The organism is Solemya velesiana gill symbiont (assembly GCF_002020805.1).
Taxonomy (GTDB): Bacteria; Pseudomonadota; Gammaproteobacteria; order Chromatiales; family Chromatiaceae; genus Sedimenticola_A.
Map to the genome: position 1 here is coordinate 1 of NZ_MPRJ01000015.1, position 24,627 is coordinate 24,627.

The following is a 24,627-nucleotide window of genomic DNA, read 5'->3' on the forward strand; positions in this document are numbered from 1 at the left end:
AGCCACAAGAGGCTATCGATCACCGAATGAATTATTTATGGGGCGGCAAGTGGATTTGCTTGCTGCCTAATTGAATTGCAGTTATTACTTGAAACCGCCTTTGTCGTTGAAGACTTCATTGTAATTATCGAGGACAAGAAAGAGACTCGGCTTACACGTTTCCTCAAAGAGGAAGAAATCACCACTGAATTCCCGTATCGGCAAGACTATGCGCTCAATGGAGCTGTCCACTATGCGAACGCGATGATGCGTAATGGTATTCCACACGATAAGGGGATTTTTGCAGTTGGCGTTGGTGGTGACGAACTCCACCACGAGATATCTGTGGCTTTCATTGGCTCAGGGATAATCAAGCACCTTGATGACCTAGACAACCTTGATGTCTTCGCCAAGGACGCGATAGGTGAATACCACTCAGTCGCCGTGCTCGGAAACAAGCCGCTTGCAGAAATCCGGCTTGATACAGTCAAGGAAGCAGCATCGAAGCTGCACGAAGGGATGCGGAACTATGGTTCTGTAGAGAATGACCGAAAAGCCCCACTCGTTTCAGCGATCTTGCTAGCTTTGGAAAAACCTGGCTTCGATGTTGATGACCTGAAGGGTGCGTATGACGAGGATCTTCCCGATGACTGGGACGGAGCCAAGATCTACAAAGCGGCTCACGCCTACATGCTCTCGAAAGGCTTTGGTCCACAGCAAAAAGTCGGTACCTTGCTTGACCAGTTCGCTTTTATCGAAAAGGCTCCAGCGTTAAACCGGGTGCATACCGAACTAGGTATGACGCCGTTAAAGTGGTTTGCCCGAATTTTGAAGTCTGACGTACAAAGAGTGGTGACAGACCCTTCACTGAGTTCTTTCGACGTACTTGGCAACTTCTATCATGAGTTTATTTCATACGGAGGCGGTGACGGAAATACGCTCGGCATTGTTCTAACGCCAGAGCATGTAACAACGTTAATGGCTGAGTTGATCGATGTGGGTTCTGGCGATTGGGTTTTGGACCCAACAGCAGGCACAGCATCGTTCCTTATTGCAGCAATGCATCGAATGTTCAAGGATGCAGGAGACAATGATGGGGTGAAGGACGATATCCGTGAGAATCGCCTTCACGGAATTGAACTCCAGGATAAGCTTTTCGCTATTGGAACCACGAATATGATTCTGCGTGGCGACGGAAAGGCAAACTTTCGCCGCGACTCTATCTTCGAGGCGCCACTACACGAAATGCGTGGCGACCAACAAGATGAAAACGGCGAGTGGATACCAGGGCATGGATTTACGAAAGTGCTCTTAAATCCCCCGTACTCACAAGCAAAAGACAAAACAACCCGTCACCTGTCTGAGCTCTCATTTATTGAGAAGGCATTGACATTTTTGAACACTGGCGGCCGAATGGCAGCGATTGTTCCTCAGTCTGCAATGGTTGGTAAAACCAAAGAGGATAAGGAGCGAAAATCCCGGATTCTCAAGGAGAATACCCTCGATGCTGTGATCACTTTGAATGGTGCAACATTTGCTGACTCGGGGGTTGGAGTTCACCCAGTGATAGTGCTGTTTACGGCAGGTAGAAAGCACCCAGAAGATGCGATGGTTAAATTCGTCAACTTTCAGAATGACGGCTACAAGGTGCAAATGCATCGTGGGCTAACAGATGATGGCACCGCAGCGTCCCGAAGAAAGCACTTGCTTCAAGTGCTACGAGGAGACGTGATTGAGGATACGCGCTTCATAGTGCGTTCGGAGGTGATTGCTGCGGACGAATGGCAACATTCGTACTTCTACTTTAATGACCAGCCTCCGGCCTATGATGACTTCATGGAAACGGTCGCAGACTACTTATCGTGGCAGGTTGACATGCATGTGCATGGCTATGGCGATCTCATTAAGCCAGCCAGCGAAGAAATTGGCATCAAGGATGGTGAGGAATGAAATCTTTCGAGAAACTGACCTTTGCACCAATGTATGTGATCAACGTTGAAGGGGAGCAGGATGGTTTATTTCACGCTCACAAAGGGAAACGTTTGATAGCGGCACATAGAAAATCCGGGGCAACCCCGTTTGTTGGGGCCTCTAGAATTAACAATAGCATTACTGATTTTGCAGATACGCCCGCGTTATTCCCTGGGGGGTGGGTGACATTAATCTATAATGGCGATGGCGGGACAGGGCATGCTAAGTACCAACCCGCTCCGTTTAGCGCATCGGATGATGTAATCGCGCTTGAGCCAATATCGAATGATGCCACCAAGCCCGCCCTACTGATGATAGCGAGCATGCTAACGCAGCAGTGCGTGCCCAAGTTTGGATTTGGATACAAACTCACGCTGCATCGCTTGGGGCGTCAAAAGATTATGATCCCTGCGAAGACCAACGCCCGTGGCAAGCAGGTCGTAGACTGGAAAGGAATAACGCGGCTGGGTCAAGATTTGATCCACTTTGCTGGAGAGCGTGCTGCAAAAGCTAGAGTATCATCACCAAAAGAGAATGCCGCCTCGGATGAATTTGCCTTTGAGCCGATGCTGATTACCGATGTTTTTGAGTCGATGAAGGCGTCATCAGCTTGGTACGACAAGTCGAAATTAGCTCTATCAGGTGAGAGGCGATATCCGTTCGTGTCTCGGACTCGTGAAAGCAACGGGATCGATGGGATATGCGTTCGTCAGGAAAAGAACCCTGAACCAGGAAACGCAGTCACGATCGGGTTGGACACCCAAACTGTTGCATACCAACCTGTGGCTTTTTACACGAGCCAAAATATCCAAGTGCTCCGCCACGAGCATCTTAATGCTGACAATGCCCTCGTTTTATCAACGTTGATCAAGCAGCAAATGAGTAAGTTCAGTTGGGGAGGAAACGGCGCTACGCTAGGTCGCTTGCGAAAAACACATATCTTGGTGCCAACTACAACCAGCGACTCCGGCGAACGGGCCATCGATTGGAAAGGGATGAACCGTTATGGAAGAGCGCTTCGCGTTAGAGCCGAAAAAAGCATGGGTGCTGCGCTGAAAACACCTTGAATCCAAGGTTCAACATAGATAACTACCCTGCCCCTGAGTGCTGAACTACCACGATTAAACGAAAAATCCCTCTAACCACGCCGGTTAGAGGGATTTTATGGTGCCGCTCAAATTACAACACCTTTATCGAACGGCTTGCGCTTCAACCGGGCTTTTTTATGCTTGGAGTTGCCATCCATGGCGCAGCACCTGGTTTGTTAATTACCCCCAGACCAGCCTTCTTTGGTCGGACGCTGAAGGGGCATTTCCTGCGCTTGATTACTCTCCTTCCTTTGTCGCTGCAATTGAGCCAGGACAACTAAATTCACCCGCTTTATTGAGCCTTCTCAACTGGCGTTGAAAACTGTCAGCTGCCGGACATAAAAAAGGTGTAAATTAAGTCGTTTACCAGAAGAGAATCGCCCGTCCTGACAGACCGGGCCGAAAGTTAACAAAGAAAACAGGAACTGTTGCATGTCTGATACAAGAAAATACGTCTATGCATTCGAAGAGGGTAATGGAAGTGACAAAATGCTGCTGGGAGGCAAGGGCGCAAATCTCTGCGAGATGACCCAGATCGGACTCAACGTGCCGCCCGGATTTGTCATCACCACCGAGACATGCCTCACCTATCTGGACAATCCGGACCAGGGCCTGCCCGCCGCGGTGATGGACCAGGTCCGCGCCAACATGCAGTCCCTGGAGGAGAAGACCGGCAAATCTTTTGGCGGCTCAGATGATCCACTGCTGGTCTCCGTGCGCTCCGGTTCAGCCATGTCCATGCCGGGAATGATGGACACCATCCTCAACCTGGGCCTCAACAGTAACACCCTGCAGGGTCTTATTTCCCAGCCCAACAACGAGCGCTTCGCCTACGACGCCTACCGCCGCCTCATCCAGCTCTTCGGCAAGGTGGCACTGGGTATCTCTGACGAGGCCTTCGACGAAGAGTTCGAGGCCATCAAGGAGCGGGTCGGCGTAAAGGAGGATGTCGCCCTCTCGGCACGGGACCTGCGCGAGGCCTCCGACATCTTCCTGGATGTGGTCGAGCGGGAGACCGGCAAGCCCTTCCCCAGCGATCCCTACGAGCAGCTGGAGATCGCCATCAAGGCGGTATTCAACTCCTGGATGGGCAAGCGGGCAGTGGACTACCGGCGGGAGTTCAACATCACCCCCGATATGGCCAACGGCACCGCGGTCAATATCTGTACTATGGTTTTCGGCAACCTGGGCGACGACTCCGCCACCGGCGTTGGCTTCACCCGCTACCCTGATACCGGTGAGAACGGCATGTTCGGCGAGTACCTCACCAACGCCCAGGGCGAGGATGTGGTGGCCGGCATCCGCACCCCGAAACCCATCGACGCCCTGGCCGACGAGATGCCGGGGCAGTATCAAGAGCTGGTGGAGCTACGCAACCGCCTGGAGAGCCACTACAAGGAGGTCCAGGATTTCGAGTTCACCATCGAGCGCGGCCGCCTCTACTGCCTGCAGACCCGCAACGGCAAGATGAACGCCACCGCCCTGGTACGCACCTCTGTCGAGATGTTGCGTGAGGGGTTGATTGACAAGACCCAGGCCCTTTTGCGCATTCAGCCCGAGATGCTGGAGCAGCTGCTGTTTCCGCAACTCGACCGCAGCGCCACGGCCAGCCCCATGGCCCGCGGCCTGCCCGCCTCACCAGGCGCTGCCGTCGGCCACGCGGTGTTCGACGCAGACCGCGCAGAACAGGAGGGCCGCGCCGGCCAGAAGGTGATCCTTGTGCGCGAGGAGACCAAGCCCGAGGACATCCATGGTTTCTTCGCCTCCCAGGGCATCCTCACCTCCCGCGGCGGCAAGACCTCCCACGCTGCTGTGGTAGCCCGCGGCATGGGCAAGCCCTGCGTGGCTGGCGCCGAAGGAATCCACGTCGATGTGCAGATGCGCAAGGCCTTTGTCGGTGATGCCACCATCAGCGAAGGGGACCTGATCACCATCGACGGCACCACGGGCGACGTCTACCTGGGCGAGGTGGCCATGAAGGAGGCAGAGTTCAGCAATGAACTGGAAATCCTGCTGGGCTGGGCCGACGAGACGGCACGACTCAAGGTAATGGCCAACGCCGACACACCGGACGACGCCACCAAGGCTGCCGGCTTCGGTGCCCAGGGCATCGGCCTGTGCCGCACCGAGCGCATGTTCAACGCCGTGGAACGCCTGCCCATCGTGGTGGAGATGATCCTGGCCGAGGACGCCTCCAGCCGCCAGACGGCATTGGACAAGCTGCTGCCGATCCAGCGCAGCGACTTCAAGGCGATGCTCAAGGCGATGGCCGGACGCCCGGTTACCGTGCGCCTGCTGGACCCGCCCATCCATGAATTCCTGCCCTCGGAGCACCAGTTGGAAGAGGAGCTGGAACAACTCAGACATCTGCGGGACACGGTATTGGGCATGAACATCCTGTCGGACACGGTGGAATTCATGTACCGCACCGCCGACACCCACCCCTCCATCGACAAGATGGCCGACCCCCAGCTGGTGGACGAGGCCATCGACAAGAAAGCGGTGATGCTGAAGAAGGTGCGCGCCCTGCACGAGGTGAACCCGATGCTGGGCCATCGAGGCGTGCGATTGGGCATCACTTTTCCCGAGATCTACTCCATGCAGATCCGTGCGGTGCTGGAGGCTGCTGCCGAGTGCGTGAAAGAGGGCCTCGAGGTATTCCCGGAGATCATGGTGCCCCAGGTCTGTACCAAGCAGGAACTGGTGCGGGTGAAATCCATCGTCGACTCAGTACAGCAGGCCGTCGAGGCCCACTACGGCGTGGAGGTGAACTTCAAGTTCGGCTCCATGCTGGAGGTTGTACGCGCCTGCATGCGCGCAGAGAGCCTGGCCGATGTGGCTGAGTTCTTCTCCTTCGGCACCAACGACCTGACCCAGGCCACCTTCTCCTTCTCCCGTGAAGACGCGGAGAACAAGTTCCTGCCCATGTACAACGAAAACGGCATCCTCCAGGACAACCCGTTCGAGGTGCTGGACATCAAGGGCGCAGGCAAGCTGATGGAGCTGGCCGTGGGCTGGGGTCGCAGCAAGCGCGACAACATGAAGATGGGTATCTGTGGTGAGCACGGCGGCCATCCCGACTCGATCCGCTTCTGCCACCAGATCGGGCTGACCTACGTCTCCTGTTCCGGCCCCAGGGTACCCATTGCCAGGCTGGCGGCAGCCCACGCCGCACTGAGTGAAGGACCCGGCGGCACCCAGTCGCTGTAAACAATAAAGAGACCTGATGTAGGAGCCCAGTCCCCTGGGCGATGGGTCCATAAATGGGCTTATCGCCGTCAGGAGACGGCTCCTACTGCTCTCTCAGCCCTCTGGCATCCCGCTCCAGTAGGGTTATAATCCGCCTTCCTTGTCCTTTTGACCCGGCAGGAAAACCTGCGAGCCGATATGAAACCCAAAACAGACGATCTACGCATCCGCGCCATCAAAGAGCTGGTCTCCCCTACACAATTGCAGGCCGACTTCCCCATCACGGAGAAGGCGGCACAAACCGTGTACGATACGCGCCAGGCCATCCACAAAATCCTCCGCGACGAGGACGACCGTCTGTTGGTGATTATCGGCCCCTGCTCGGTACACGACCCCAATGCGGCCAGGGACTACGCCCAGCAGCTGAAAAAGGTCGCGGACGAACTGAAGGAGGACCTGCTGATCCTGATGCGGGTCTACTTCGAAAAGCCCCGTACCACTGTCGGCTGGAAAGGCCTGATCAACGACCCCGACCTGGACAGCACCTTCCACATCAACAAGGGTCTGCACTTGGCCCGCCAGCTGCTGCTGGACGTGAACAACATGGGGCTGCCCGCAGGCACCGAGTTCCTCGACCTGATCAGCCCCCAGTACATGGCTGACCTGATCAGCTGGGGCGCCATCGGCGCACGCACCACCGAGAGCCAGGGACACCGGGAGCTCGCCTCCGGCCTCTCCTGCCCTGTGGGCTTCAAGAACGGCACCAACGGCACCCTGAAGATCGCACTGGATGCCATACGCTCGGCATCCCAGCCGCACCATTTTCTGTCGGTGACCAAGAACGGCTTTTCCGCCATCTTCGCCACCGGCGGCAATGAAGACTGCCATGTCATTCTGCGTGGCGGCACCCGCCCCAACTACGACACCGAGAGTATCAACATCGCCTCAGAGGAGATGGAGAACGGCGGCTTCAAACCCAATATGATGATCGACTTCAGCCACGCCAACTCCCGCAAACGCCACCAGAAGCAGATCGATGTGGGCCGCGATGTGGCCGGCCAGATTGCCCGGGGCGACAAGCGCATCATGGGCGCCATGATCGAGAGCTTCCTGGTGGCCGGACGCCAGGACTGGCGGGCGGACGAAGAGCTGGTCTACGGCCAGAGCATCACCGACGCTTGCATCAACTGGGAAGAGAGCGAACCCCTGCTTCGTGAGCTGGCCGAAGCGGTCCGTAAACGCAGGGAGTGCTGCTGACAAACCCTAAACAGGTAGGAGCGAACTTGTTCGCGATCGGCAGAAAGCAGAATCCAGACGCTGTTCGCGAATGAATTCGCTCCTACAATTGCAGGATATTGAGGGGGGGCATGCTGCCCCTCCCGACAGGCGGATTAATAAACAATTTTCACGTTGTATTCCCTTCCACCCAGGGTGAGTGTGCCACCCGGCGGAAGGTACTCCCATGATTTCTGGATCTTTCCGTCGCCATCCAGGTCGATACTGATTCCGTCATTGCGGTAGTCGCCGTCCAGCACATGGTTGTCCGCCAAGTAGGCGGTAAACACAACCCCGCCAAGGCGCAACCGGCCCTGCAGCTAGGTGCGGCTGTAATAGCGCAGGGCATTCTCCTGCCAGCTCTGGCTGTTTGCGAATATCCAGTGCTCGTAATCCCCTTCGAGCTCCCGCAACCCCGTAACCCGCCCCAGGGGAAGTGACACAATGCCGGCAAACCGCCCCTTGCCCCTGTTCTCAACGGCCGGGCCGTCGTCGGTCAGATCACCATTGCGGTTTCGATCGAGGTAGAGACGATAACCGGCGGGATCGGTATCCAGCACAAACCGGTACTGCTGACCGGCGGCCAGGCGGATCACACCATACTTCTGGCTGGGCCCATCGAAATCGGGCAGCTGTTTGAAAAGCCGATTCGAGTGATTGGAGAGGGGCAGGTTCTGCTGTACTACCCCTATACGAAAGCCCACCGGCCTGAATCCCTTGCGAATGGAGAGCCTGAGCTCACCTTCCTCGGCATTGGTCTCCCCCTCCATGGGAGCAACTGCCGGCGCTTTCGCAATCTGCCGCTCTCGCCTGGCACCGCTTTCAAACCCCAAGGTCGGGCGCCGGGCATGCTCTTTCTGGACCGGGGCCAGTCTGCCGGGGGCGGGGTGTGGCTGCGATGGTAATTTACGCTGCACAGGTTTTGTTTCGGAAACCGGCCCGGGATCATGTGTCAGCCAGTTCATGAGAGTGGCTACCAATACACCAGAAAAGGCCAGAAATATCAGCCCGAGACGAAGGGGACGTATCGCCTGCCTGCGCGCAACGAGAGAGTGCACCTCCCTTCGCTCGCCATACACATTGCCCCTGACAATGCTCGGGCGACTGGGAAACTTGCTCTCCCGGCCCTTCATATCCAGCGCATCCGGTCAGGAGGCCCCTACTCGAAACCGGCCATATTGTACCAGCGCTTGGTCTCCTCCAGGTCCTGCTCGACCCCATCCCCCTGCTCGTAGATCATGGCGAGGGTGGTCTGGGAGCCGGCCATGCCCTGCTCGGCGGCCTTTTTGAACCACTCGATAGCCTTGGGCATGCTCTTATCCACGCACTCTCCCTCCATGTACATGAATCCCAGGCCGTGCTGGGCCAGCGCCAGGCCGGCGTCGGCGGCAGACTTCATGTACTTGTAGGCCAGCAGTTCGTTGACCGTCATGCCCAGACCGTTCTGTGCCATGATCGCCATGCGGTACTGTGCCTCGATGTTGCCCTGGTCGGCCAGTGGCGAAAGGGTTTGCGCAGCCACAGAGAAATGTTTCGACTCGAATGCGGCAATGCCGCTGCTCAGCTCCATATCGAGCTGTTCGTTTTGATCACTCATCAGGTATCTCCAACCGGCAAACCGGCACTACATAAATAAAAAAATAAAGTGACTGGCCTTCATGGCGAGTCAATCTTCCTGATCGCTACCCTCGATTCGGCTCGGGCGCACAACGTCCCGTCCTCGAGGTAGAAACCGTATCTGAACAGCGGATCGCTCTTGTGGCTGTCAGCCAGTTCCTGTGCGATGCCTGCCTCCTGGCCGCTCTCCATTTCGAACCTCAGTTCAAGATTAGTGCGGCCTTCACGTAAAAAATCAAGGTGCAGACTGCGGGTCCAGACCGTGAATTCCGGGAAAACACGGGCACAGGGCAGTGCCTGAACCGCATCGGCAACGGAGGCCATGGCACCGCCAAACATGCTCCCGCCGGGATTGCGGGTGCGCTCAGAGAGGGGAAGCAGGATACGGGTAACACGCCCGCCGCCTTCCAGCTCCAACACCTTGATACCCAGGGCTCTAAAGGGCGGAAACCACTCCAGCCGGCGTTGACGGGAGACCAGGTTCAGTTTTCTCAGCCAGTCAGTCGGGCTCAGAAGCATCCAGCCACTCCCGCCACTGAAGCAGCAGGCCTTGCTCCGCAGCACCCACCGCCGCCTGTGAGGCCACTTGGCTCGCCGGGGAGATGCAGTCGCTGCCCAGCGCATCCATCAGGCAGCCCTCGCCACCGGCCTCCTGGAAAATAAGCAGCCCAGCGGCGTAGTCCCAGGGCTTTTGTGAACCGTGCAGGTAGAGCTGACCCCGACCCGCAGCCAGCCAGCACCACTCCAGGGTAACGGCCCCGAGGCTACGTTGGGAGCGGTAAGGGGCGCCACCGGCCAAGCGCATGGTCAACTCCCTGGACAGACGCTTGAAATCGACAATGGCCACGCACTGATCTAGAGATTGGGGCTGGGCAGGGAGCCTCAGCTTTTCATCGTTTAGGTAGGCACTCCCGCCAAGGTCGGCCCTGAAGCACTCCTTCCGCACCGGGTCGTATACGATTCCCAGCACAATGCGACCATCACGAATCAGGGCAAGGGATATGGCGAAGAAAGGGATACCACAGGCGTAGTTGGTGGTACCGTCCAGGGGATCGAGACACCAATACTCGCCGGTGTCCAGTACCCGCTCCTGTTCTGACTTCTCCATCTCCTCGCCGAGCAGCGGAATGGCCGGCCAACGTGCCTGAAGGCGTTCACGTATGGCCTCCTGGGCTGCCAGGTCGGCATCGGTCACCAGTGAACCGTCGGTCTTCTGGTGGACATCCACCCCCAGAAAACGGGCCATAATCTCCTTATCGGCCACCTCCACAACCAGTTGTTGCAAATCCCTGCTATGGATCTCTTGCTTATTCATCATGTTTTGCAAATTCATTGAGTGATGATCGCCAATTACTAAGTCCTGCACAACCACCAGCATGGTGCGCGGCACAATAATAAGACTATTATTCCCTTGATAAATCTACAAAAACACAGACAATCAGCCTTGTATATTCATCCGCTCCACCCTAAGCTTCATTTTAGTTGTAGCGGCACCCCTACGAGGAGCCATGGAAATTACAACACGGCGAAAAATTCTCATCCTGCTCCTGCTGTTCATCTCAACGGTGTGCGCCAACTCCGCCGCAAAAACTGATAACCCTTCGCTCCAATCCCTGCGACAGGACTTTCTGGCCGCTGAACAGGCCTTGGGCAGGGACGATGCCGCATTCCAGGCCCTGAAGGCACGACTCGACGCCCAGGACTACCCCCTGCTACCCTACCTGAAGCTTAAAGAGCACCTGAACAACCTGAGCGCACTTAAAAGCGATCAGGTTGAGCTTTTCCTCGCCACCTATTCCGACACCCCCCTGGCAAACCGCCTGCACTCGGCCTGGCTGAAACACCTGGCAAAGAAAAAACGGTGGTGGACCTACCGCGCTTTCTACAAGCCCACCCGAAGCACCTCACAGCAGTGCACCTATCTCTGGGCGCTGTTCAATACCGGCAAGGCCCAGGAAGCGATGAAAAAGGCCGTCAAAGTCTGGCTATCCGGCTCTTCACAACCCAAGGCCTGCGACCCCATGTTCGAGGTCCTCCAGGATAACGACCTGCTCACCGAAAAGCTGGTCTGGGCACGCATCGACCTCGCCATGGAGCAGAGAAGCAGCCGCCTGGCGCGCTACCTGGGACGCTTTCTTCCCAAGCCTGAGCAGTCCTGGCTGAACCAGTGGCTCGATATTCATCGCCATCCCGCAACCCGCAAAGGTTGCCGCCTTCAGTAAGAAGAGAGGAAAACACCCTTACGGGGAGCGCATACTGCTGCACGGCATGAAACAGCTGGCCCGCAAGGACATAGATGCCGCCTTGAAGACCTGGAGACAACTGCAACCTGATGCCGACAAAGCACTTCAAGACCAGGCCAGACGCGTCCTGGTGTTACAGATGACGAGACAGGATCACAAGGATGTCATCGACTGGATGGATAGCGTTATACCGGCAGAGAGTGATAAGTATTACATTGAGAAGCGACTGCGTACGGCCCTTTCACTTCAGCGCTGGGACATGCTCCTGAAGTGGCTGGACTCAGCTCCCCGGGACTTTCAGGAAAAGGAGAACTGGCGCTACTGGCGTGCCCATGCCACCGAGGCCATGGGCAAACCCAGGGAAGCCGAGACCCAATTCAAGGCCCTCGCCGCAGAGCGCAGCTACCACGGCTTCCTGTCAGCCGATCGTGTCGGCCTGGATTACCATCTTGGGAACACGCCCCTGGTACTGCCCCGAAACGAGATCCTCTCTCTTACACAACAACCCGGGCTGAAGCGGGCGAAAGAGCTGTTGGCCCTCGATCACCTGCTGGATGCGCGCAGGGAGTGGCATTGGGCAACCCGTAATATGGATCAGGTAATATGGATCAGGCAAAACTTCAGGCTGCGGCAAAACTCGCCCAGTCCTGGGAGTGGCACGACCAGGCTATCTTCACCCTGGCCCGTACCGGCTACTGGGATGACCTGGAGTTACGTTTTCCATTGCAACATCGGCAACAGATCAGCCAGGACACTGAGCAACAGAACATAGATGACGCCTGGGTGTTTGCGGTGGTGCGCCAGGAGAGTGCTTTCTCAAGGGATGCCATCTCTCCTGCCGGTGCCATGGGTCTCATGCAACTCATGCCAAAAACGGCCCGCTCCGTTGCCAAACGCCTGAAGAAACCCAAACCCGCAAGACGGGACCTGCTCAATCCGAAAACAAACATCCAGCTGGGAACAGGATATCTGCGACAGGTCATGGAGCAACTGGGTGAACACCAGGTGCTGGCTACTGCGGCCTATAACGCCGGCCCCCATCGCGTAAAAAAATGGTTGCCCGACGAGGCCACCGATGCCGACCTGTGGATTGAGAACATTCCCTTCAGGGAAACACGAAAATACACCCAACGGGTGATGGCTTATTCGGTGATCTATGAACGGCGCCTGAGCAGAACCCCCGTGCGTCTGAGCCAGAAACTACAACCTATCCTGCCTAAAAAACAGCTGGTTGCCGCCCGCATTGCACAGACCGGCAGACCACCAACGGCTAGTGCAGATAACGCCCCTCTTTGACATCGCCTGGTGAAGAGGGAACAACCCCGGACCTGCGCTCCTTCATAACATCCACTACGGCCCGAATCGTATCCTGGTCAGTAACCACCTGGTAGTAGCTGCGTCCGCTAGCTTCCGGAGCACCGACCCGACTCCCGTCCCAAGTGCGTATCTCTGCCTCACGAATCACGAGCCAGTTCATATTCCCTTCAAGGTCCGGGTACCTGGCAGCAAGATAACGACTCTTTCTACCACCCTTTTTGAATTGCACCTGCTTCAATACCAGCTCAGACTTGAGCTTGTAAAATGCCGACACATCGAGCTCGATTCCATTGACGTTATAGCGGACCAGGCGATCACTGCTCTGCTTGTCCAACTCATCGGGATTTGCGGGCGAAAGCACCTCCACACCACGACCAAGACCCTTTCCGTATTCGGAATTGCGCAACGCTGCTGAACAGTAGGAGAGCTGATCTGCCCGGTTGATTGCAGACGAGATCATGATCTCTCTATCTTCGTCATAGAGAAAGGCCGGCTCCTCGTCACTGAAAGCAATACCCAACCCCAGTTCCAGCATGGGCAGTCCATATTTCCTGTTTTTGTGATTCTGGCGATCCATCACCTTGAGAATATTTGCTGCAAGACCGCATGCGTGAGAGACGCTGAGCCATTGGTAAGGGGTGTCCTCATATTCAAAGACACTCAGAATCACAGCGTCACCTTCAACGAATACCTTGTTGGCACCATATACCGTATACCGTCAGCAGTTTATTGATCGGCTCGAAAAAGTTGAGACTGAAATGTGATGCGGGATTCAGGTTTTTTCACGCAACTGACTGGTGATGGCAGTGGAACCACGCCAATCGGCTTTCAGAATCACGTGGTTCCTGATCTTTCGCTTCTCCGACTGCAACTCTTCACGCAATACGAACTCGTTGAGTGTGCCGTTACCACGGGAAAGTTCGATGTCCTCCGGTTTTGTCAGCAGGCGGATATCCGCCATCACCTTGTGCGCCTGGTAGGCCAGCTTAAGGTCGTGGCGCAGGCGCATGAAATGGCGAATGAAACTGAAAATCCGCTTGTTCCTTTGCACAGCACCGGTCTTCCTGATACCAGCAACAGCTCTGTCGAGTACCTTTTGAACCAGTTCCGGCCAGTGTTTTTCATCCCAGCCACGCCTGGCGACATGACCGTCAGGTTGATCTTCGCTGCCTACGGAAAAAATGATCTTGTCAATGTTCTCAGGGGAATCAAGCCAGGAGACCAGCCCCTGCTCAAATTCCAACGACTGGAGAGAACGCTTCAGTAATCGTTCTATTTCACTGAAACCGAGGCTTTTTACCTGTGTGGTTCCCGTACCGCTCGAAATGATTCCCGCATCGACACCCTCAGATGCAGCTGGCGAGCACCAGTCAGGAAGAAAATCACCAAAGACATCCGCCATCAGGCGGTTGACCCGTGCAAAGCCATCGGGGTCATCCCTGTTTGTACACACAAGCGTGTAGTGACGCATCACCTGCTCATCAGCCGACAATGATGGCAGTTGCAGCAGCGGGTTGAACAGCGTGTTTAAACCCTGAAATATTCTAATTATTTTTCTGAATCTACCGTGTGACCTACTATAGATGGCTATAGATAACCACCATCCACTCCCCGTGGCAAGCCTGCTGACAGAGAAACCCCCTGATCAATGATGTATCTCAGGTATCAGATTCCATTGCCTGACAGATCGATCAGGGACTTGAAACCCTCATCCGCACAGACCAAACTAGCAACAAATTGCATAAAGGGCCTGACTTTGAAAAACGGACGCATCATTCTGCTTGGGTTATTAACAATGTCGTCGATAGCCGGGGCGGCTGACCTCGACTATCCGAACCGCTACGGCACCTTGGCTGAATCCATGATGGACATGATGGACGCTTTCTCCTCCGCTTATCAGAAGCGCAAAGGCAGTGACACGCCTGGCTTCGATTGGCCCCAAAACAACTTCGGCAGCATGCCCGGTTTCTCTCCCTCGATGTCCCCGTTCAGTCCTTATGGCATGCCGGGCAGCATGTCTTTCAGCTCCTTCGGCCCCTCGCCCTACAGCAACCCCTGGGGCTCGATGCAGCAGTTCAACCAGTTCAAGCGCGCCCCAAGCGCCACAAAACAGCTGGACGGAGACTGGCGGGGCCAGGCAGGCGATGTGCTGGTCATCAACAACGGCCGTTTCCGGATTTTCAGGGATCGAAGCAATTTCAGGGAAGGCCGCATTCACATTGAGAATGACCAGCACCTCTTGATGCAGGACCTGGCAAGCGGACAATCCCTGCGCTACGAATACGCCGAACAGGAGGGCCGCCTCGCCTTGCGGGACGAATGGGGCAATCTCATGCTCTACCGGCGTATCAGCCGATAAGCATCCTGGCACCCACAACCAGCAGCAGCACAGAGAAGACTCTCTTCAGGGCATTCACCGGCAGGGTGTGGGCCATCCTTGCCCCCAGGGGCGCTAACAGGACACTGGCACAGACGATGCACAGAAAACCGGGCCAATAGACAAACCCGGTACTCCAAAGGGGCAACCCGGCATCTCCCCAGCCTGCCACCACGAACCCGATCGTACCAGCCACTGCAATGGGAAGTCCGCAAGCCGCTGAAGTTGCCACAGCATTGCGGATATTTACACTGCACCAATTCAGAAAAGGCACGGTCATGGAACCGCCGCCTATGCCAACAATTGCCGATACCATACCGATGAGGCCGCCAGCCAGGGACATTCCCCCCAACCCCGGAAGCTCCCTGTGCGCATCGGTCTTCCCTCCAAAGGCCATCTGAAGGCCGACGACAATGACAAAAGAGGCAAACACCCGCTGTAACCAGAGAGTCGGCAGATAATCCGCAACGGCGGCCCCAATCCAGGCGCCCACCACGATTCCCGGGGCCAGTTCCAGCACCTGCTTCCAGAGCACGGCACCCCGTTTGTGATGGGCACGCACCGATGAGATGGAGGTAACCACGATGGTGGCGAGTGACGTGCCAACGGCCAGGTGAACGATCAGATCGGGAGAGAAGCCGCTGCCCCTGAAAACCCAGATCAGGGCGGGCACGATGATCAAGCCACCCCCCACGCCCAGCAGTCCGGCAAACAGACCGGCGATAGACCCCAACAGGAGATAAATGGCGATATTTGCTAACTCAAACAAATTCAAATCCTGTTTTTCTGATCATCGGCCCGGTGAGCAAAGCAGCGCAAACTTTTAACAAAAACCGTCTATATTTACAGGGTGCATCCACTCAACATAAGACACGGAACAAGGTGAAGCGTGAAGAGTAACAAAGTCTGCATCCTGGGCGGTACCGGTTTTGTAGGACGCCATCTGGCCGCCACGCTGAGTGCCAACGAGGTCAAGTGCGTCATCCCCAGCCGCCATCCCCAACGCCACCGCAACCTGCAGGTAGCCGGGCAGGCGGAGCTTATTCAGGCCAACCCCTTTGACCAACAGGAACTGGAGCCCCTGCTTGAAGGGTGCGATGCCGCCGTCAACCTGGCTGGCATTCTCAACGAGAGCGGTGACAAACGCAGCTTCAAACGGATACATATCGAGTTGACAGATACCCTGGTCAACGCATGTAAAGCCGCAGGTGTCAGACGACTGCTGCACATGAGCGCACTCAATGCCAATGAAGCAAATGGCCCCAGCATCTACCTCAAGACAAAAGGAGAGGCTGAAAACCGTGCCCACACCCTTGGCCAGCCCCAGATCAAGATCACCAGTTTCCGTCCCTCCGTGATCTTTGGCGAAGACGACAGTTTTATCAATCGTTTTGCATCCCTGCTTCAGATGGCGCCTGGACCCTTTCCCCTGGCCTGCCCCAACGCACGTTTTGCCCCGGTTTATGTCGGCGACGTGGTACAGGCCATGTACAACGCCTTGGATGATCCCTCTACCTGGGGTAAGCATTACGACCTGTGTGGCCCAGGGACATACACCCTGAAGGAGTTGGTGGAATACACTGCGCAAACCCTGGGCATCCACAAGTGGATCGTCGGTCTCAGCCCAGGACTCTCGGCACTGCAGGCACGAATGCTGGGACTTGTGCCTGGTAAACCGTTCACCTACGACAACTACCTCTCCATGCAGGTGGACAGTGTCTGCAGTGAAGACGGCCTGGGGCAACTTGGAATCGAAGCGACCCGTCTCGAATCGGTTGTACCCTACTTCCTCGGCCAGCGTTCGGAACGGTTGCGCTATTACCAGTTGATCACCCGGCAGAGGTAACCGGTCAACGAACTTCACCCCCTCTGCAATCCGCTAACAACTGCCTCAACTGCTCCTGTCGCTGCTCATAGGGCAAATCAGCCAGACGCCGGCAGGCCGCGTAGAAGCCCCGGACATCCTGTTCTTGCTGCAGCAGGTGCATAAATGCCGGCACCCACTGCTCATAGGTTGCAATAGAGGCGAGGCGCGCATTGTTAAGCCCCCGGTTGAACCAGCGATCATAACCCTTGTAGCCGCCCCAGCGCTCCCGCAGTCCTTCGTAGCGCTGCTTCAGCTCCTCGAAGACCCGGGCCTTGTGCCTGCGCATCTCATCCTGGCCCAGCTCTAGTGCATAGAGTTGCCCCAGCCTGGCCCTTGTTCCCAGCAGCATCTCCACGAATGCCTTTTCCCGTTGCTGTCCCTTTCGCCATGACACCACCGCTTCATCCTCACCCCGTCTCAGCAGCCAACGCTCCACACCCAGCTGTTCCACCGTTGTGGCAAACGACTCGTTGAATGCGCTGTCATCTTTCACATAGATGAGTTGATGGGAGAGCTCATGGAATATCAGACCCGCCAGGCGGCTTTCCAGCCACTCGATCACCGTACTCGGCACGGGATCATCAAACCAGCCCAGGGTGGAATAGGCAGGAATGGGCTCGATTGCCACATCCAGCCCCTCAAGGGCCAACTTGTCTGCATAAACCTTGACATCCGCCCAGTCGAAATATCCCCGGTAACTGGCACAGCCGATGAAGGGATAACACCAGGTTTTAGCCTCGATCGAAAACTCGGGTGCTGCCACCAGGCTCCAGACAACTGCCTCGCGATTGAGATCTGCAAAATCGTGATAGCTTCCATTGTCCGGTAGCTGCAGCTCTTCCACAGCGAATGCCCTCATCGATCGCACCAGCAGCAGCCGGGCTTTCAGTTCCGGCGAAGTAGCCGGGTCCTTCAAGACCTCACCAATGGGACGGCTCTTGCCCATCAGGGATAAATGCCCGCCAATGGATTGGGCGTAGTAGCCCATGGTGGTGCATCCCTGGAGTATCAACAGAAGCAATAATGTCAGCGACAAACGACCGATCATAACCACCACACTAGCATAGATAGGTGTGGATATTGTGCATCCGGTTACATAGAAAAGAACCTGTCGTGGATTATTTTGGCAAGGCATCTTAGGATGCCCCAATGAAATGTTACCTGGTTGGCGGCGCTGTAAGAGACAAGCTTCTGGGCCTTCCTGCCGAAGAGCAGGACTGGCTGGTTACCGGCGCATCGGCAGCAGAACTGCTCGACAAGGGCTACCGGCAGGTGGGACGTGATTTCCCGGTTTTTCTCCATCCCGAAACCTCCGAAGAGTATGCCCTGCCCAGAGGCACACCCAGCGAACCTGGTGAGCGCGCCGAGATTATCGCCGACCTGGTATGCAGGGACCTCACAATCAATGCCATGGCCCTGGACAGCGAGGGAAGGCTGATCGATCCCCTGGATGGCGAAAAGAACCTACAGGCGAGAGTCCTGCGCCACACGCCCGCGTTCACCGACGACCCTCTCCGGATTCTGCGCCTGGCACGTTTTGCGGCGCGCCTGCACAGGCTTGGATTCCGTGTTGCGGATGAAACCTGTGAACTGATCCGCAGCATGGCAAAAGAGGGCATGCTGAAAGCCCTGGTCCCCGAGCGGGCCTGGTCAGAGATCGAACGGGCGCTTGCAGGAGAGCATCCGCGCATATTCTTCGAAACCCTGAAGGCCTGTCACGCCCTGCACGGCGTGTTGCCGGAGTTGGACCGCCTGTATGGTGTCCCACAACCCGAACACTATCACCCGGAAGTGGATACCGGGGTCCACACCATGATGGTCCTGGATCAGGCCTGTCGGCTAAGCCAGGAACCCCAGACTCGTTTTGCGGCGCTGATGCACGACCTGGGCAAGGGCACCACACCACCAGAGCTGTGGCCCGGTCACATCGGCCATGAAGAGCGCAGTGTCTGGATGGTCACCGATCTCTGCGCCAGGCTACGCGTTCCCAACAGCTTTAGAGACCTGGCCGTGATGGCGGCGCGCTATCATACGAACTGCCACAGAGCACGTGAGCTCAAACCCTCCACCCTGGTCAGGATGCTCAAAGCACTGGATGCAATGCGCCGGCCGGAACGCTTTGAACAGTTCCTGCTAGCCTGTGAAGCGGATACCAGGGGACGAAAAGGGCTTGAAGAACGCCCCTATCCCCAGGCCGATATGCTACGTTACCTGTTGCAAGAAATTGCCGGACTGGACCTGTCAGGCTTATACCGGGAAGGGAAAAGTGGAACAGACCTGACCCATGACATCGACCGCGAACGTATCCGCACTGTAGATCGGGCAAAAAAACAGTGGCTTGACAGATGAACAGCGAAATCGGAATCAAGATACCGGGTTACCGGATCGAAAAACTGGTCGCCAAGAGCGGTATGGCCTCCGTCTATCTCGCCACCCAGTCATCCCTGGGGCGCCCTGTTGCACTGAAGGTGCTGACCGATCCGGAAACCCCCCAGTTTTTCGAACGCTTTTTCAATGAAGGCCGCTATGTTGCCAAGCTCAGCCACAACAACCTGGTTGCCATCTACGATATAGGCCAGGGTGAAGGTTTCTACTATATCGCCATGGAGTATCTCCCCGGCGGCAACCTCAAGACGAAGATCAACCAGGGCATCCGGCCGAAATCAGCCTTGAAACTGATCTCCCAGGTCGCGACATGTCTCAGCTATGTCCATAGCCAGGGGTTGGTACACCGCGATATCAAGCCATCAAACATTCTGTTCCGTTCCGATGGCTCACCGGTGCTGACGGATTTCGGTATCGCCAAGCTGATGCAGACAGACAACGACCTCACCGTGACCGGCACGGTGATGGGCAGCCCCCACTACCTGAGCTCGGAGCTTGCCCAGGGCGAACGTAAACTCGATGGGCGTTCAGACATCTACAGCCTCGGCGTGATCCTCTACGAGATGCTGACCGGCAAAAAGCCCTATAGCGGCGAGAGCTACGCAGCAACATTGATGGCCCATATCCAGCAACCGGTCCCCACCCTCCCTGAGAAGTTCCACCAGTACCAGCCCCTGCTGGAAAAAATGATGGCGAAAGAGCCCGGCCAACGATTCCAGACCGGTGGCGAAGTGATGAAGGCGATTCAGGACCTCAGGGTGCAAACACGAAAAGAGCGGAAACAGGAGGAGAAGAAGAGGCACCACATCCAACAGACACCGCTCCTCACCCGCGAACGCGTTCTTCAAATAGCTCTAACCCTCGGCGTCCTGGTACTGGCTACGTGGCTATTCATGCCTAGTGGTGATCAAACCGTCAGCGATCAGCCACCCGCCATACAGCAACCACCAGTAGAGGCAACCGCCCCCGCAACTCAACCTGGAATACAGGCCGACACAAAACCGGCTGATGAAGCGGCCAGCCATCCCCCTTCACCGGACAACGGACAACGGACAACGGAAACAACAAGGTAAAGGGATTGCTGGAGAAGGCGAAACAGCGCCTTAAGAGCGAAAAACTCAGCTACCCCTCCGGGGACAGCGCAAAAGACTATTACCAACAGGCACTTGTCATTGCGCCCGACAACCCTGAAGCCCGCAAGGGTCTGCAACAGGTTGCAGACCGCTATGCCGCACTGGCAAGGCAAAGCCTGTCGAAGCAACGCAAAATGAAAGCCGAACGGTACATAACCCAGGGACTGGCGGTGGCACCTGGACATGAAGGATTGAAACTGCAGCGGGATTTGCGTAACGGCCGGCAACAGCAGAGCACTTCACCAAACAAGGTTGAGGATATTTTCGATCGGCTGAATCCCGGCGATTGAGCCACCAGGAAAATGATCAGATTGGCAAAAATACCGCCGATGCCACCGACTGGATGACATTCTTTATACGGCGATTGCTCTTTTCGGCCACGATTCGCGCAGTGCTGTCCTGCAGGGCGATGAGCTTGCCGAAGAGTCTTTCAAAACTGAGGTTCTTGACCGGCCCTGCCGTCTCGTTACCAACCAGAAACAAACTGCCTGCGGAATCCCTGTTTGTGTTCAACTTCCAAACCGCGATCTCGATATTTCGTGCGGCGTTATACAGTTTCTGGGGATCCAGCTCATCGGTCAGAAAGATCTGCTGCTTGCCGTTATAGGAGGCGACAATCATGCTGCGCAGACCTTCCACGAAGGCCAGCACCCGGTCGCCGGCATAAGCCTCATCGAACACCAGGCATATCGCATTGATCGAGCGTTTACCCTCCAACTCAGGGTATATTCCGGTCCTGCCAGGGCCGAAGACCCGACCAACCGCAGCCTCGACATGCTTATGACCAAACCTTCTCCACTCCCCGGGATTGCGCTTGTAGAGCTTTGTCATCAACGCCTGCAGCAACTCCATGGAAAAACGCTGCTGGGCCTCGGCCACCAGGTCCACATCGCTCTTCGCCAGGTCCTGCACCTGGAATTCCCTGGCCTTGATGGATGAGTTGCCGTCATGCAACCGGCAAGCAGCCCCAGGCAGAGCATGGAAACAAGGAGAGACTTACAGACGTTCACGCTGATCCCTCATCTGAAAGCCGAGCAGTGACTCGTTGAACGCCTTGGTCAGGCCCAACATTTTGAAGCGCTCCCCCATCTCCGTGGGCAGGGTAAGGCGCTTGACCCCCTGCACCAGCTCCATGTGGTTGCGCACATCGTTGGGATCAGACTGGGCAACCAGTTGATCGAGGCCGCAGCTCATGAGGAAAAAGGCCTGGGAGGTATATCCCGAAACCGTAAAACCAGCTTCTGCAGCAGACCCGGCAATGGCGCTGAAATCGACGTATGCGGTGATATCCTGCAACCCGGGATAGACAAAGGGATCAGGATGAGCGCGATGGCGGTAGTGACACATCAGCGTTCCCCGGTTCCGCTGGGGGTGGTAATACTCTGCGTGGTTGTATCCGTAATCAATCAGCAGCACAAGCCCTTCAGCAAGACGCTCCCCCAGTGCCTGTAGCCAGGATACGGCTCGCTGATTGATCTCGGACTCGTAGTCCTCACGATCCTGGCCGAGCCTTTCACACAAAGCCGCCACCGCCGATTCAATGCCAGGACTTTCGGTCGGCCCCCAACTGTCGGCAAAGCCCTCGCCCGCCAGGCCGACAAACTGCTCGAATACCGTACCCTGCTCAAGCCTGAATCGCTGCACCGGCATCGCATCCAACAGTTCATTGGCAATCACCACGCCCCTGAAACCGGCATCAGGCAGATCCTCTATCCACGCCACCCTGGAGACCAGGCCCGGCACCCTGCTCTCGAGGGTCTCGCACTGGCGCTGCCGCAACTCCGGACTCACGTCCAGGATCAGGTAACGCTCCGGCAGGGCATCGAGGCGGGCCAGTTCTTCCAGCAGGTCTGCAGCCAGCGCACCCGAGCCGGCACCGATCTCCAGAAGCTCTCCCCCCCCCAGTCGCTTGAATACCTGCTCGCACTGCCGAGCCAGGCAGCGCCCGAAGAGGGGGGAGACCTCGGGTGCCGTGATAAAATCCCCCGCCTCGCCGAACTTGCGTGCACCACCTGTGTAGTAGCCAACCCAGGGGGCGTAGAGCGCCAGCTCCATGTAGCGATCGAAAGGGATCTTTCCGCCAGAGGCTTCGATTTCCGAACGGATCAGCGTAATCAGACGTTCACTCTGAATACGCGCATCTTCATCGGGTTCCGGCAAGCTGCCGGGACGGGTTAAATGATCAGACATCAAGGGCCTGTTTTTCAAAAGCACAGTTTCAGTTTAGAGTTGTGGTTATCTTAACAAGTGTGGGATTCAGACGTGACAGAAAATTTGGACGCCTTGAAAGGCAAGGTTGCCCTGGTTACCGGTGCCGCCCACCGCATCGGTGCAACTATCGCACGACGACTGCATGGAGCGGGCATGGACATCGGGCTGCACTACCGCAGCTCGGAGGCTGCCGCCCAGGCACTCAAGGAGGAACTCGAAGCCCGGCGCCCCGAGTCGGTAAAGCTGATCCAGGCGGACCTGCATGACACTGGATCCCTGCCCCGCGTGATTGCAGAAATCGACGCCTGGCGAGGCCGCCTGGACCTCCTTGTCAACAACGCCTCCAGTTTTTATCCCACGCCCCTGGAATCGGTGGAAGAGTCACACTGGGACGATCTGATCGGCAGCAACCTCAAGGCACCGTTCTTCCTGGCCAAGGCGGCAGCCTCCCTGTTGAAGGCGAGCAAAGGCTGCGTCATCAACCTGGTGGATATCCATGCCGAGCGCCCGCTTTCGGGCTATCCCATCTACTCCATGGCCAAGGCCGGTAACGCCATGATGGTCAAAACCCTGGCCCGGGAACTGGGCCCGGATGTCCGGGTCAACGGGGTGGCTCCCGGCGCCATACTCTGGCCGGAAGAAGGGCTGGACGATGAGGCCAAGGAGACAATCCTCTCCCGCACCGCACTGAAACGACCCGGCAACCCGGAGGATATTGGTGGCACCGTACTGTTCCTGGCCCGGGAGGCGAATTACATCACCGGCCAGATCATCGCCGTGGATGGTGGGCGTTCGGTACAGCATTGAGAGAATCGAAGACAAGAAACAAGAACCTGTCCAGGAATATCCTCAACGGTTCCTATTCCACGTCATTCCGGCGAATGCCGGAATCTATCTCCTGATGAGGTGGTTTTGGATTCCGGCATCCGCCGGAATGACGGGGTTTATTCACCCAAAAGTGTCGCTCCTAAGTGACAAATAACCAGTCGCAATTCAGGCCAACAGCCTATTTATACTCAAACTCCACGGGCCAGAGCTTTTGTCCTGATGCATCAAAGGCCTGCCAGAGTTCGGCATAGGTCTTCTCTTCCACCGGGTGTCGTTCGTCGCCTGCCACTTCGGACAGGGGCTGAAGAACAAAGGCGTATTTCAGGATCTCGTCCCGGGGCAGTTCCATCCCGCCGTCTGCCAGTACCTGGTCACCATAGGTCAACAGGTCGATATCCAGGGTTCTGGCAGCGAACTTATCATCACCCCGCACTCTACCGAAATCGGACTCGATGCCCCTGAAAACCCCCATCAGATCGTCGATGGAGGATTCACTCTCCAGGCCAACGACGAGGTTATAGAAAGGATCGCCCTCGAACCCTACCGCCTCGCTTTCAAAAACCCGGGATATCACGAGGGGGCCAAAATGCCGATCCAAAGCCTGAAGTGCACCGCAAATATTGGCTTCCCGATCGATATTGCTGCCGAGACTGAGCCAGATTCTGGGCACTAGCGCTCTCCCCGCTCGATAATGACACCGACGTCACGGGCACTGCTCACCGCGCCGATTTTGTTCAGGGTCAGCCTGACCCAGGGTACATTGAACTCCTCGCGCACGATCTGGGCACATCGCTCCGCCAGGGTCTCCACCAACTGAAAACTGCTCTCTTCCACAAAGGCGATAAGGCGTTTGGAGACCGCCTTGTAATCGAGGGTATCCTCGATACTGTCACTGGCGGCCGCTTTGCTGATATCCGCTCCCATCTCCAGGTCCAGCACCACGGTCTGCTTGATCTCCCGCTCCCAGTCGTAGATACCGATGACAGTCTCTATGCGCAGGCCCCGCAAAAAAACTATATCCATAAAAAAGGAATTCCAAATTGATTCGAAGTGTGGGCGACATAGTAAAGCAGTGTTCACCTTTCGCAAACCACCTTGACCCTGGCGACCGCCAGGGATCAGAATACTGGTACCTACAGAGAGGAAT

General features: G+C 56.5%; 25 protein-coding genes and 2 pseudogenes. 14 read left to right on the top strand and 13 right to left on the bottom strand.

Going from position 1 to position 24,627, the window contains the following annotated elements; all coding sequences use genetic code 11:
• The first annotated feature begins 75 nt into the window (after positions 1–75).
• The 4 genes from BOW53_RS03515 to aroG all read left to right on the top strand — a co-directional run bounded on the left by BOW53_RS03515 (position 76) and on the right by aroG (position 7,484).
• Positions 76–1,929, top strand: a complete 1,854-nt coding sequence (locus tag BOW53_RS03515) for an HsdM family class I SAM-dependent methyltransferase (protein WP_245831981.1) — start codon at positions 76–78, stop codon at positions 1,927–1,929.
• Complete coding sequence (locus BOW53_RS03520) at positions 1,926–3,017, top strand: restriction endonuclease subunit S (RefSeq protein ID WP_078486130.1); 1,092 nt, start codon at positions 1,926–1,928, stop codon at positions 3,015–3,017. The genes BOW53_RS03515 and BOW53_RS03520 overlap by 4 nt, the downstream gene beginning before the upstream one ends.
• Before the next feature lie 453 nt (positions 3,018–3,470).
• Complete coding sequence (ppdK, locus tag BOW53_RS03525) at positions 3,471–6,248, top strand: pyruvate, phosphate dikinase (protein ID WP_078486131.1); 2,778 nt, start codon at positions 3,471–3,473, stop codon at positions 6,246–6,248.
• A gap of 177 nt (positions 6,249–6,425) precedes the next feature.
• Positions 6,426–7,484, top strand: a complete 1,059-nt coding sequence (aroG, locus tag BOW53_RS03530; protein ID WP_078486132.1) for a 3-deoxy-7-phosphoheptulonate synthase AroG — start codon at positions 6,426–6,428, stop codon at positions 7,482–7,484.
• Between the two features lie 134 nt (positions 7,485–7,618).
• On the opposite strand, the gene BOW53_RS12705 is transcribed toward aroG, so the two are convergent.
• From BOW53_RS12705 to BOW53_RS03550, 5 genes are all read right to left on the bottom strand, one after another.
• Entirely contained in the window at positions 7,619–7,792 is a 174-nt protein-coding gene (locus BOW53_RS12705) for a hypothetical protein (RefSeq protein ID WP_172838753.1), read from the bottom strand.
• A 30-nt stretch (positions 7,793–7,822) separates the two neighbouring features.
• Positions 7,823–8,467 (bottom strand): hypothetical protein, encoded by a 645-nt coding sequence (locus BOW53_RS03535; RefSeq protein ID WP_135606985.1) that lies wholly within the window; start codon positions 8,465–8,467, stop codon positions 7,823–7,825.
• A gap of 194 nt (positions 8,468–8,661) precedes the next feature.
• The gene (locus BOW53_RS03540; RefSeq protein ID WP_078486135.1) at positions 8,662–9,099 is read right to left on the bottom strand and encodes a tetratricopeptide repeat protein; all 438 of its coding nucleotides are present in this window, start codon (positions 9,097–9,099) and stop codon (positions 8,662–8,664) included.
• A gap of 59 nt (positions 9,100–9,158) precedes the next feature.
• On the bottom strand, positions 9,159–9,638 hold the full coding sequence (locus BOW53_RS03545; RefSeq protein ID WP_078486136.1) for a PaaI family thioesterase: 480 nt from the start codon (positions 9,636–9,638) through the stop codon (positions 9,159–9,161).
• Entirely contained in the window at positions 9,619–10,437 is an 819-nt protein-coding gene (locus tag BOW53_RS03550) for an inositol monophosphatase family protein (protein ID WP_245831982.1), read from the bottom strand. Before BOW53_RS03550 ends, BOW53_RS03545 begins: the two co-directional genes overlap by 20 nt.
• Positions 10,438–10,627: 190 nt before the next feature.
• Between BOW53_RS03550 and BOW53_RS03555 the strand changes: the two genes are divergently transcribed.
• From BOW53_RS03555 to BOW53_RS03565, 4 genes and pseudogenes are all read left to right on the top strand, one after another.
• Entirely contained in the window at positions 10,628–11,341 is a 714-nt protein-coding gene (locus BOW53_RS03555) for a hypothetical protein (RefSeq protein ID WP_078486137.1), read from the top strand.
• 367 nt (positions 11,342–11,708) lie between these two features.
• Positions 11,709–11,936, top strand: a pseudogene (locus tag BOW53_RS13820) (transglycosylase SLT domain-containing protein); the annotation flags it as partial.
• 29 nt (positions 11,937–11,965) lie between these two features.
• A pseudogene (locus BOW53_RS13825) lies at positions 11,966–12,019 on the top strand (hypothetical protein); the annotation flags it as partial.
• Positions 12,020–12,085: 66 nt separating this feature from the next.
• Complete coding sequence (locus BOW53_RS03565) at positions 12,086–12,658, top strand: lytic transglycosylase domain-containing protein (protein WP_172838752.1); 573 nt, start codon at positions 12,086–12,088, stop codon at positions 12,656–12,658.
• Here the strand turns inward: BOW53_RS03565 and BOW53_RS03570 are convergent.
• Together BOW53_RS03570 and BOW53_RS03575 are read right to left on the bottom strand one after the other, a co-directional pair.
• Positions 12,633–13,349: a hypothetical protein gene (locus BOW53_RS03570; protein WP_078486139.1), complete on the bottom strand. Its 717-nt coding sequence runs from the start codon at positions 13,347–13,349 to the stop codon at positions 12,633–12,635. The genes BOW53_RS03565 and BOW53_RS03570 overlap by 26 nt on opposite strands.
• Positions 13,350–13,451: 102 nt before the next feature.
• Complete coding sequence (locus tag BOW53_RS03575) at positions 13,452–14,171, bottom strand: hypothetical protein (RefSeq protein ID WP_078486140.1); 720 nt, start codon at positions 14,169–14,171, stop codon at positions 13,452–13,454.
• Positions 14,172–14,474: 303 nt separating this feature from the next.
• On the opposite strand from BOW53_RS03575, the gene BOW53_RS03580 reads away from it, so the two are divergent.
• Entirely contained in the window at positions 14,475–15,038 is a 564-nt protein-coding gene (locus BOW53_RS03580) for a hypothetical protein (RefSeq protein ID WP_078486141.1), read from the top strand.
• Here the strand turns inward: BOW53_RS03580 and BOW53_RS03585 are convergent.
• The gene (locus BOW53_RS03585; RefSeq protein ID WP_245831983.1) at positions 15,028–15,825 is read right to left on the bottom strand and encodes a sulfite exporter TauE/SafE family protein; all 798 of its coding nucleotides are present in this window, start codon (positions 15,823–15,825) and stop codon (positions 15,028–15,030) included. The genes BOW53_RS03580 and BOW53_RS03585 overlap by 11 nt on opposite strands.
• 120 nt (positions 15,826–15,945) lie before the next feature.
• On the opposite strand from BOW53_RS03585, the gene BOW53_RS03590 reads away from it, so the two are divergent.
• Positions 15,946–16,902, top strand: coding sequence for a complex I NDUFA9 subunit family protein (locus tag BOW53_RS03590; RefSeq protein WP_078486143.1), 957 nt, complete (start codon positions 15,946–15,948; stop codon positions 16,900–16,902).
• Between the two features lie 4 nt (positions 16,903–16,906).
• On the opposite strand, the gene BOW53_RS03595 is transcribed toward BOW53_RS03590, so the two are convergent.
• Entirely contained in the window at positions 16,907–17,971 is a 1,065-nt protein-coding gene (locus BOW53_RS03595; RefSeq protein WP_078486160.1) for an aminopeptidase, read from the bottom strand.
• A gap of 101 nt (positions 17,972–18,072) precedes the next feature.
• On the opposite strand from BOW53_RS03595, the gene BOW53_RS03600 reads away from it, so the two are divergent.
• From BOW53_RS03600 to BOW53_RS03610, 3 genes are read left to right on the top strand one after another with little or no spacing between them, the layout of a single operon-like run.
• Positions 18,073–19,272 carry a multifunctional CCA addition/repair protein gene (locus tag BOW53_RS03600; RefSeq protein ID WP_078486144.1) on the top strand — a complete coding sequence of 400 codons (1,200 nt, stop codon included), beginning with the start codon at positions 18,073–18,075 and terminating at the stop codon, positions 19,270–19,272.
• The gene (locus tag BOW53_RS03605; protein ID WP_078486145.1) at positions 19,269–20,381 is read left to right on the top strand and encodes a serine/threonine protein kinase; all 1,113 of its coding nucleotides are present in this window, start codon (positions 19,269–19,271) and stop codon (positions 20,379–20,381) included. The genes BOW53_RS03600 and BOW53_RS03605 overlap by 4 nt, the downstream gene beginning before the upstream one ends.
• Positions 20,382–20,386: 5 nt before the next feature.
• Positions 20,387–20,731 carry a hypothetical protein gene (locus tag BOW53_RS03610; RefSeq protein ID WP_078486146.1) on the top strand — a complete coding sequence of 115 codons (345 nt, stop codon included), beginning with the start codon at positions 20,387–20,389 and terminating at the stop codon, positions 20,729–20,731.
• 16 nt (positions 20,732–20,747) lie between these two features.
• Here BOW53_RS03610 and BOW53_RS03615 read toward each other — a convergent pair whose 3' ends face one another.
• Both BOW53_RS03615 and BOW53_RS03620 read right to left on the bottom strand, forming a co-directional pair.
• Positions 20,748–21,395 carry a hypothetical protein gene (locus tag BOW53_RS03615; protein WP_245831984.1) on the bottom strand — a complete coding sequence of 216 codons (648 nt, stop codon included), beginning with the start codon at positions 21,393–21,395 and terminating at the stop codon, positions 20,748–20,750.
• Positions 21,396–21,437: 42 nt separating this feature from the next.
• Positions 21,438–22,631, bottom strand: coding sequence for a class I SAM-dependent methyltransferase (locus tag BOW53_RS03620; RefSeq protein WP_078486147.1), 1,194 nt, complete (start codon positions 22,629–22,631; stop codon positions 21,438–21,440).
• 72 nt (positions 22,632–22,703) lie between these two features.
• Between BOW53_RS03620 and BOW53_RS03625 the strand changes: the two genes are divergently transcribed.
• Positions 22,704–23,459: a pteridine reductase gene (locus tag BOW53_RS03625; RefSeq protein ID WP_078486148.1), complete on the top strand. Its 756-nt coding sequence runs from the start codon at positions 22,704–22,706 to the stop codon at positions 23,457–23,459.
• A gap of 199 nt (positions 23,460–23,658) precedes the next feature.
• Here the strand turns inward: BOW53_RS03625 and folK are convergent, their stop codons facing one another.
• Complete coding sequence (gene folK / locus BOW53_RS03630) at positions 23,659–24,150, bottom strand: 2-amino-4-hydroxy-6-hydroxymethyldihydropteridine diphosphokinase (protein WP_078486150.1); 492 nt, start codon at positions 24,148–24,150, stop codon at positions 23,659–23,661.
• Positions 24,150–24,503 (bottom strand): dihydroneopterin aldolase, encoded by a 354-nt coding sequence (gene folB / locus BOW53_RS03635; RefSeq protein WP_078486151.1) that lies wholly within the window; start codon positions 24,501–24,503, stop codon positions 24,150–24,152. The genes folK and folB overlap by 1 nt, the downstream gene beginning before the upstream one ends.
• Between the last annotated feature and the right edge of the window lie 124 nt (positions 24,504–24,627).

Excerpts from the sequence above, each read along its gene's own strand:
- BOW53_RS03520 (WP_078486130.1), top strand. The coding sequence starts at position 1,926 with ATGAAATCTTTCGAGAAACTGACCTTTGCACCAATGTATGTGATCAAC.
- ppdK (WP_078486131.1), top strand. The coding sequence starts at position 3,471 with ATGTCTGATACAAGAAAATACGTCTATGCATTCGAAGAGGGTAATGGA.
- aroG (WP_078486132.1), top strand. The coding sequence starts at position 6,426 with ATGAAACCCAAAACAGACGATCTACGCATCCGCGCCATCAAAGAGCTG.
- BOW53_RS03535 (WP_135606985.1), bottom strand. The coding sequence starts at position 8,467 with ATGAACTGGCTGACACATGATCCCGGGCCGGTTTCCGAAACAAAACCT.
- BOW53_RS03540 (WP_078486135.1), bottom strand. The coding sequence starts at position 9,099 with ATGAGTGATCAAAACGAACAGCTCGATATGGAGCTGAGCAGCGGCATT.
- BOW53_RS03545 (WP_078486136.1), bottom strand. The coding sequence starts at position 9,638 with ATGCTTCTGAGCCCGACTGACTGGCTGAGAAAACTGAACCTGGTCTCC.
- BOW53_RS03550 (WP_245831982.1), bottom strand. The coding sequence starts at position 10,437 with ATGATGAATAAGCAAGAGATCCATAGCAGGGATTTGCAACAACTGGTT.
- BOW53_RS03555 (WP_078486137.1), top strand. The coding sequence starts at position 10,628 with ATGGAAATTACAACACGGCGAAAAATTCTCATCCTGCTCCTGCTGTTC.
- BOW53_RS03580 (WP_078486141.1), top strand. The coding sequence starts at position 14,475 with ATGTCGTCGATAGCCGGGGCGGCTGACCTCGACTATCCGAACCGCTAC.
- BOW53_RS03595 (WP_078486160.1), bottom strand. The coding sequence starts at position 17,971 with ATGATCGGTCGTTTGTCGCTGACATTATTGCTTCTGTTGATACTCCAG.
- BOW53_RS03600 (WP_078486144.1), top strand. The coding sequence starts at position 18,073 with ATGAAATGTTACCTGGTTGGCGGCGCTGTAAGAGACAAGCTTCTGGGC.
- BOW53_RS03605 (WP_078486145.1), top strand. The coding sequence starts at position 19,269 with ATGAACAGCGAAATCGGAATCAAGATACCGGGTTACCGGATCGAAAAA.
- BOW53_RS03620 (WP_078486147.1), bottom strand. The coding sequence starts at position 22,631 with ATGTCTGATCATTTAACCCGTCCCGGCAGCTTGCCGGAACCCGATGAA.
- folB (WP_078486151.1), bottom strand. The coding sequence starts at position 24,503 with ATGGATATAGTTTTTTTGCGGGGCCTGCGCATAGAGACTGTCATCGGT.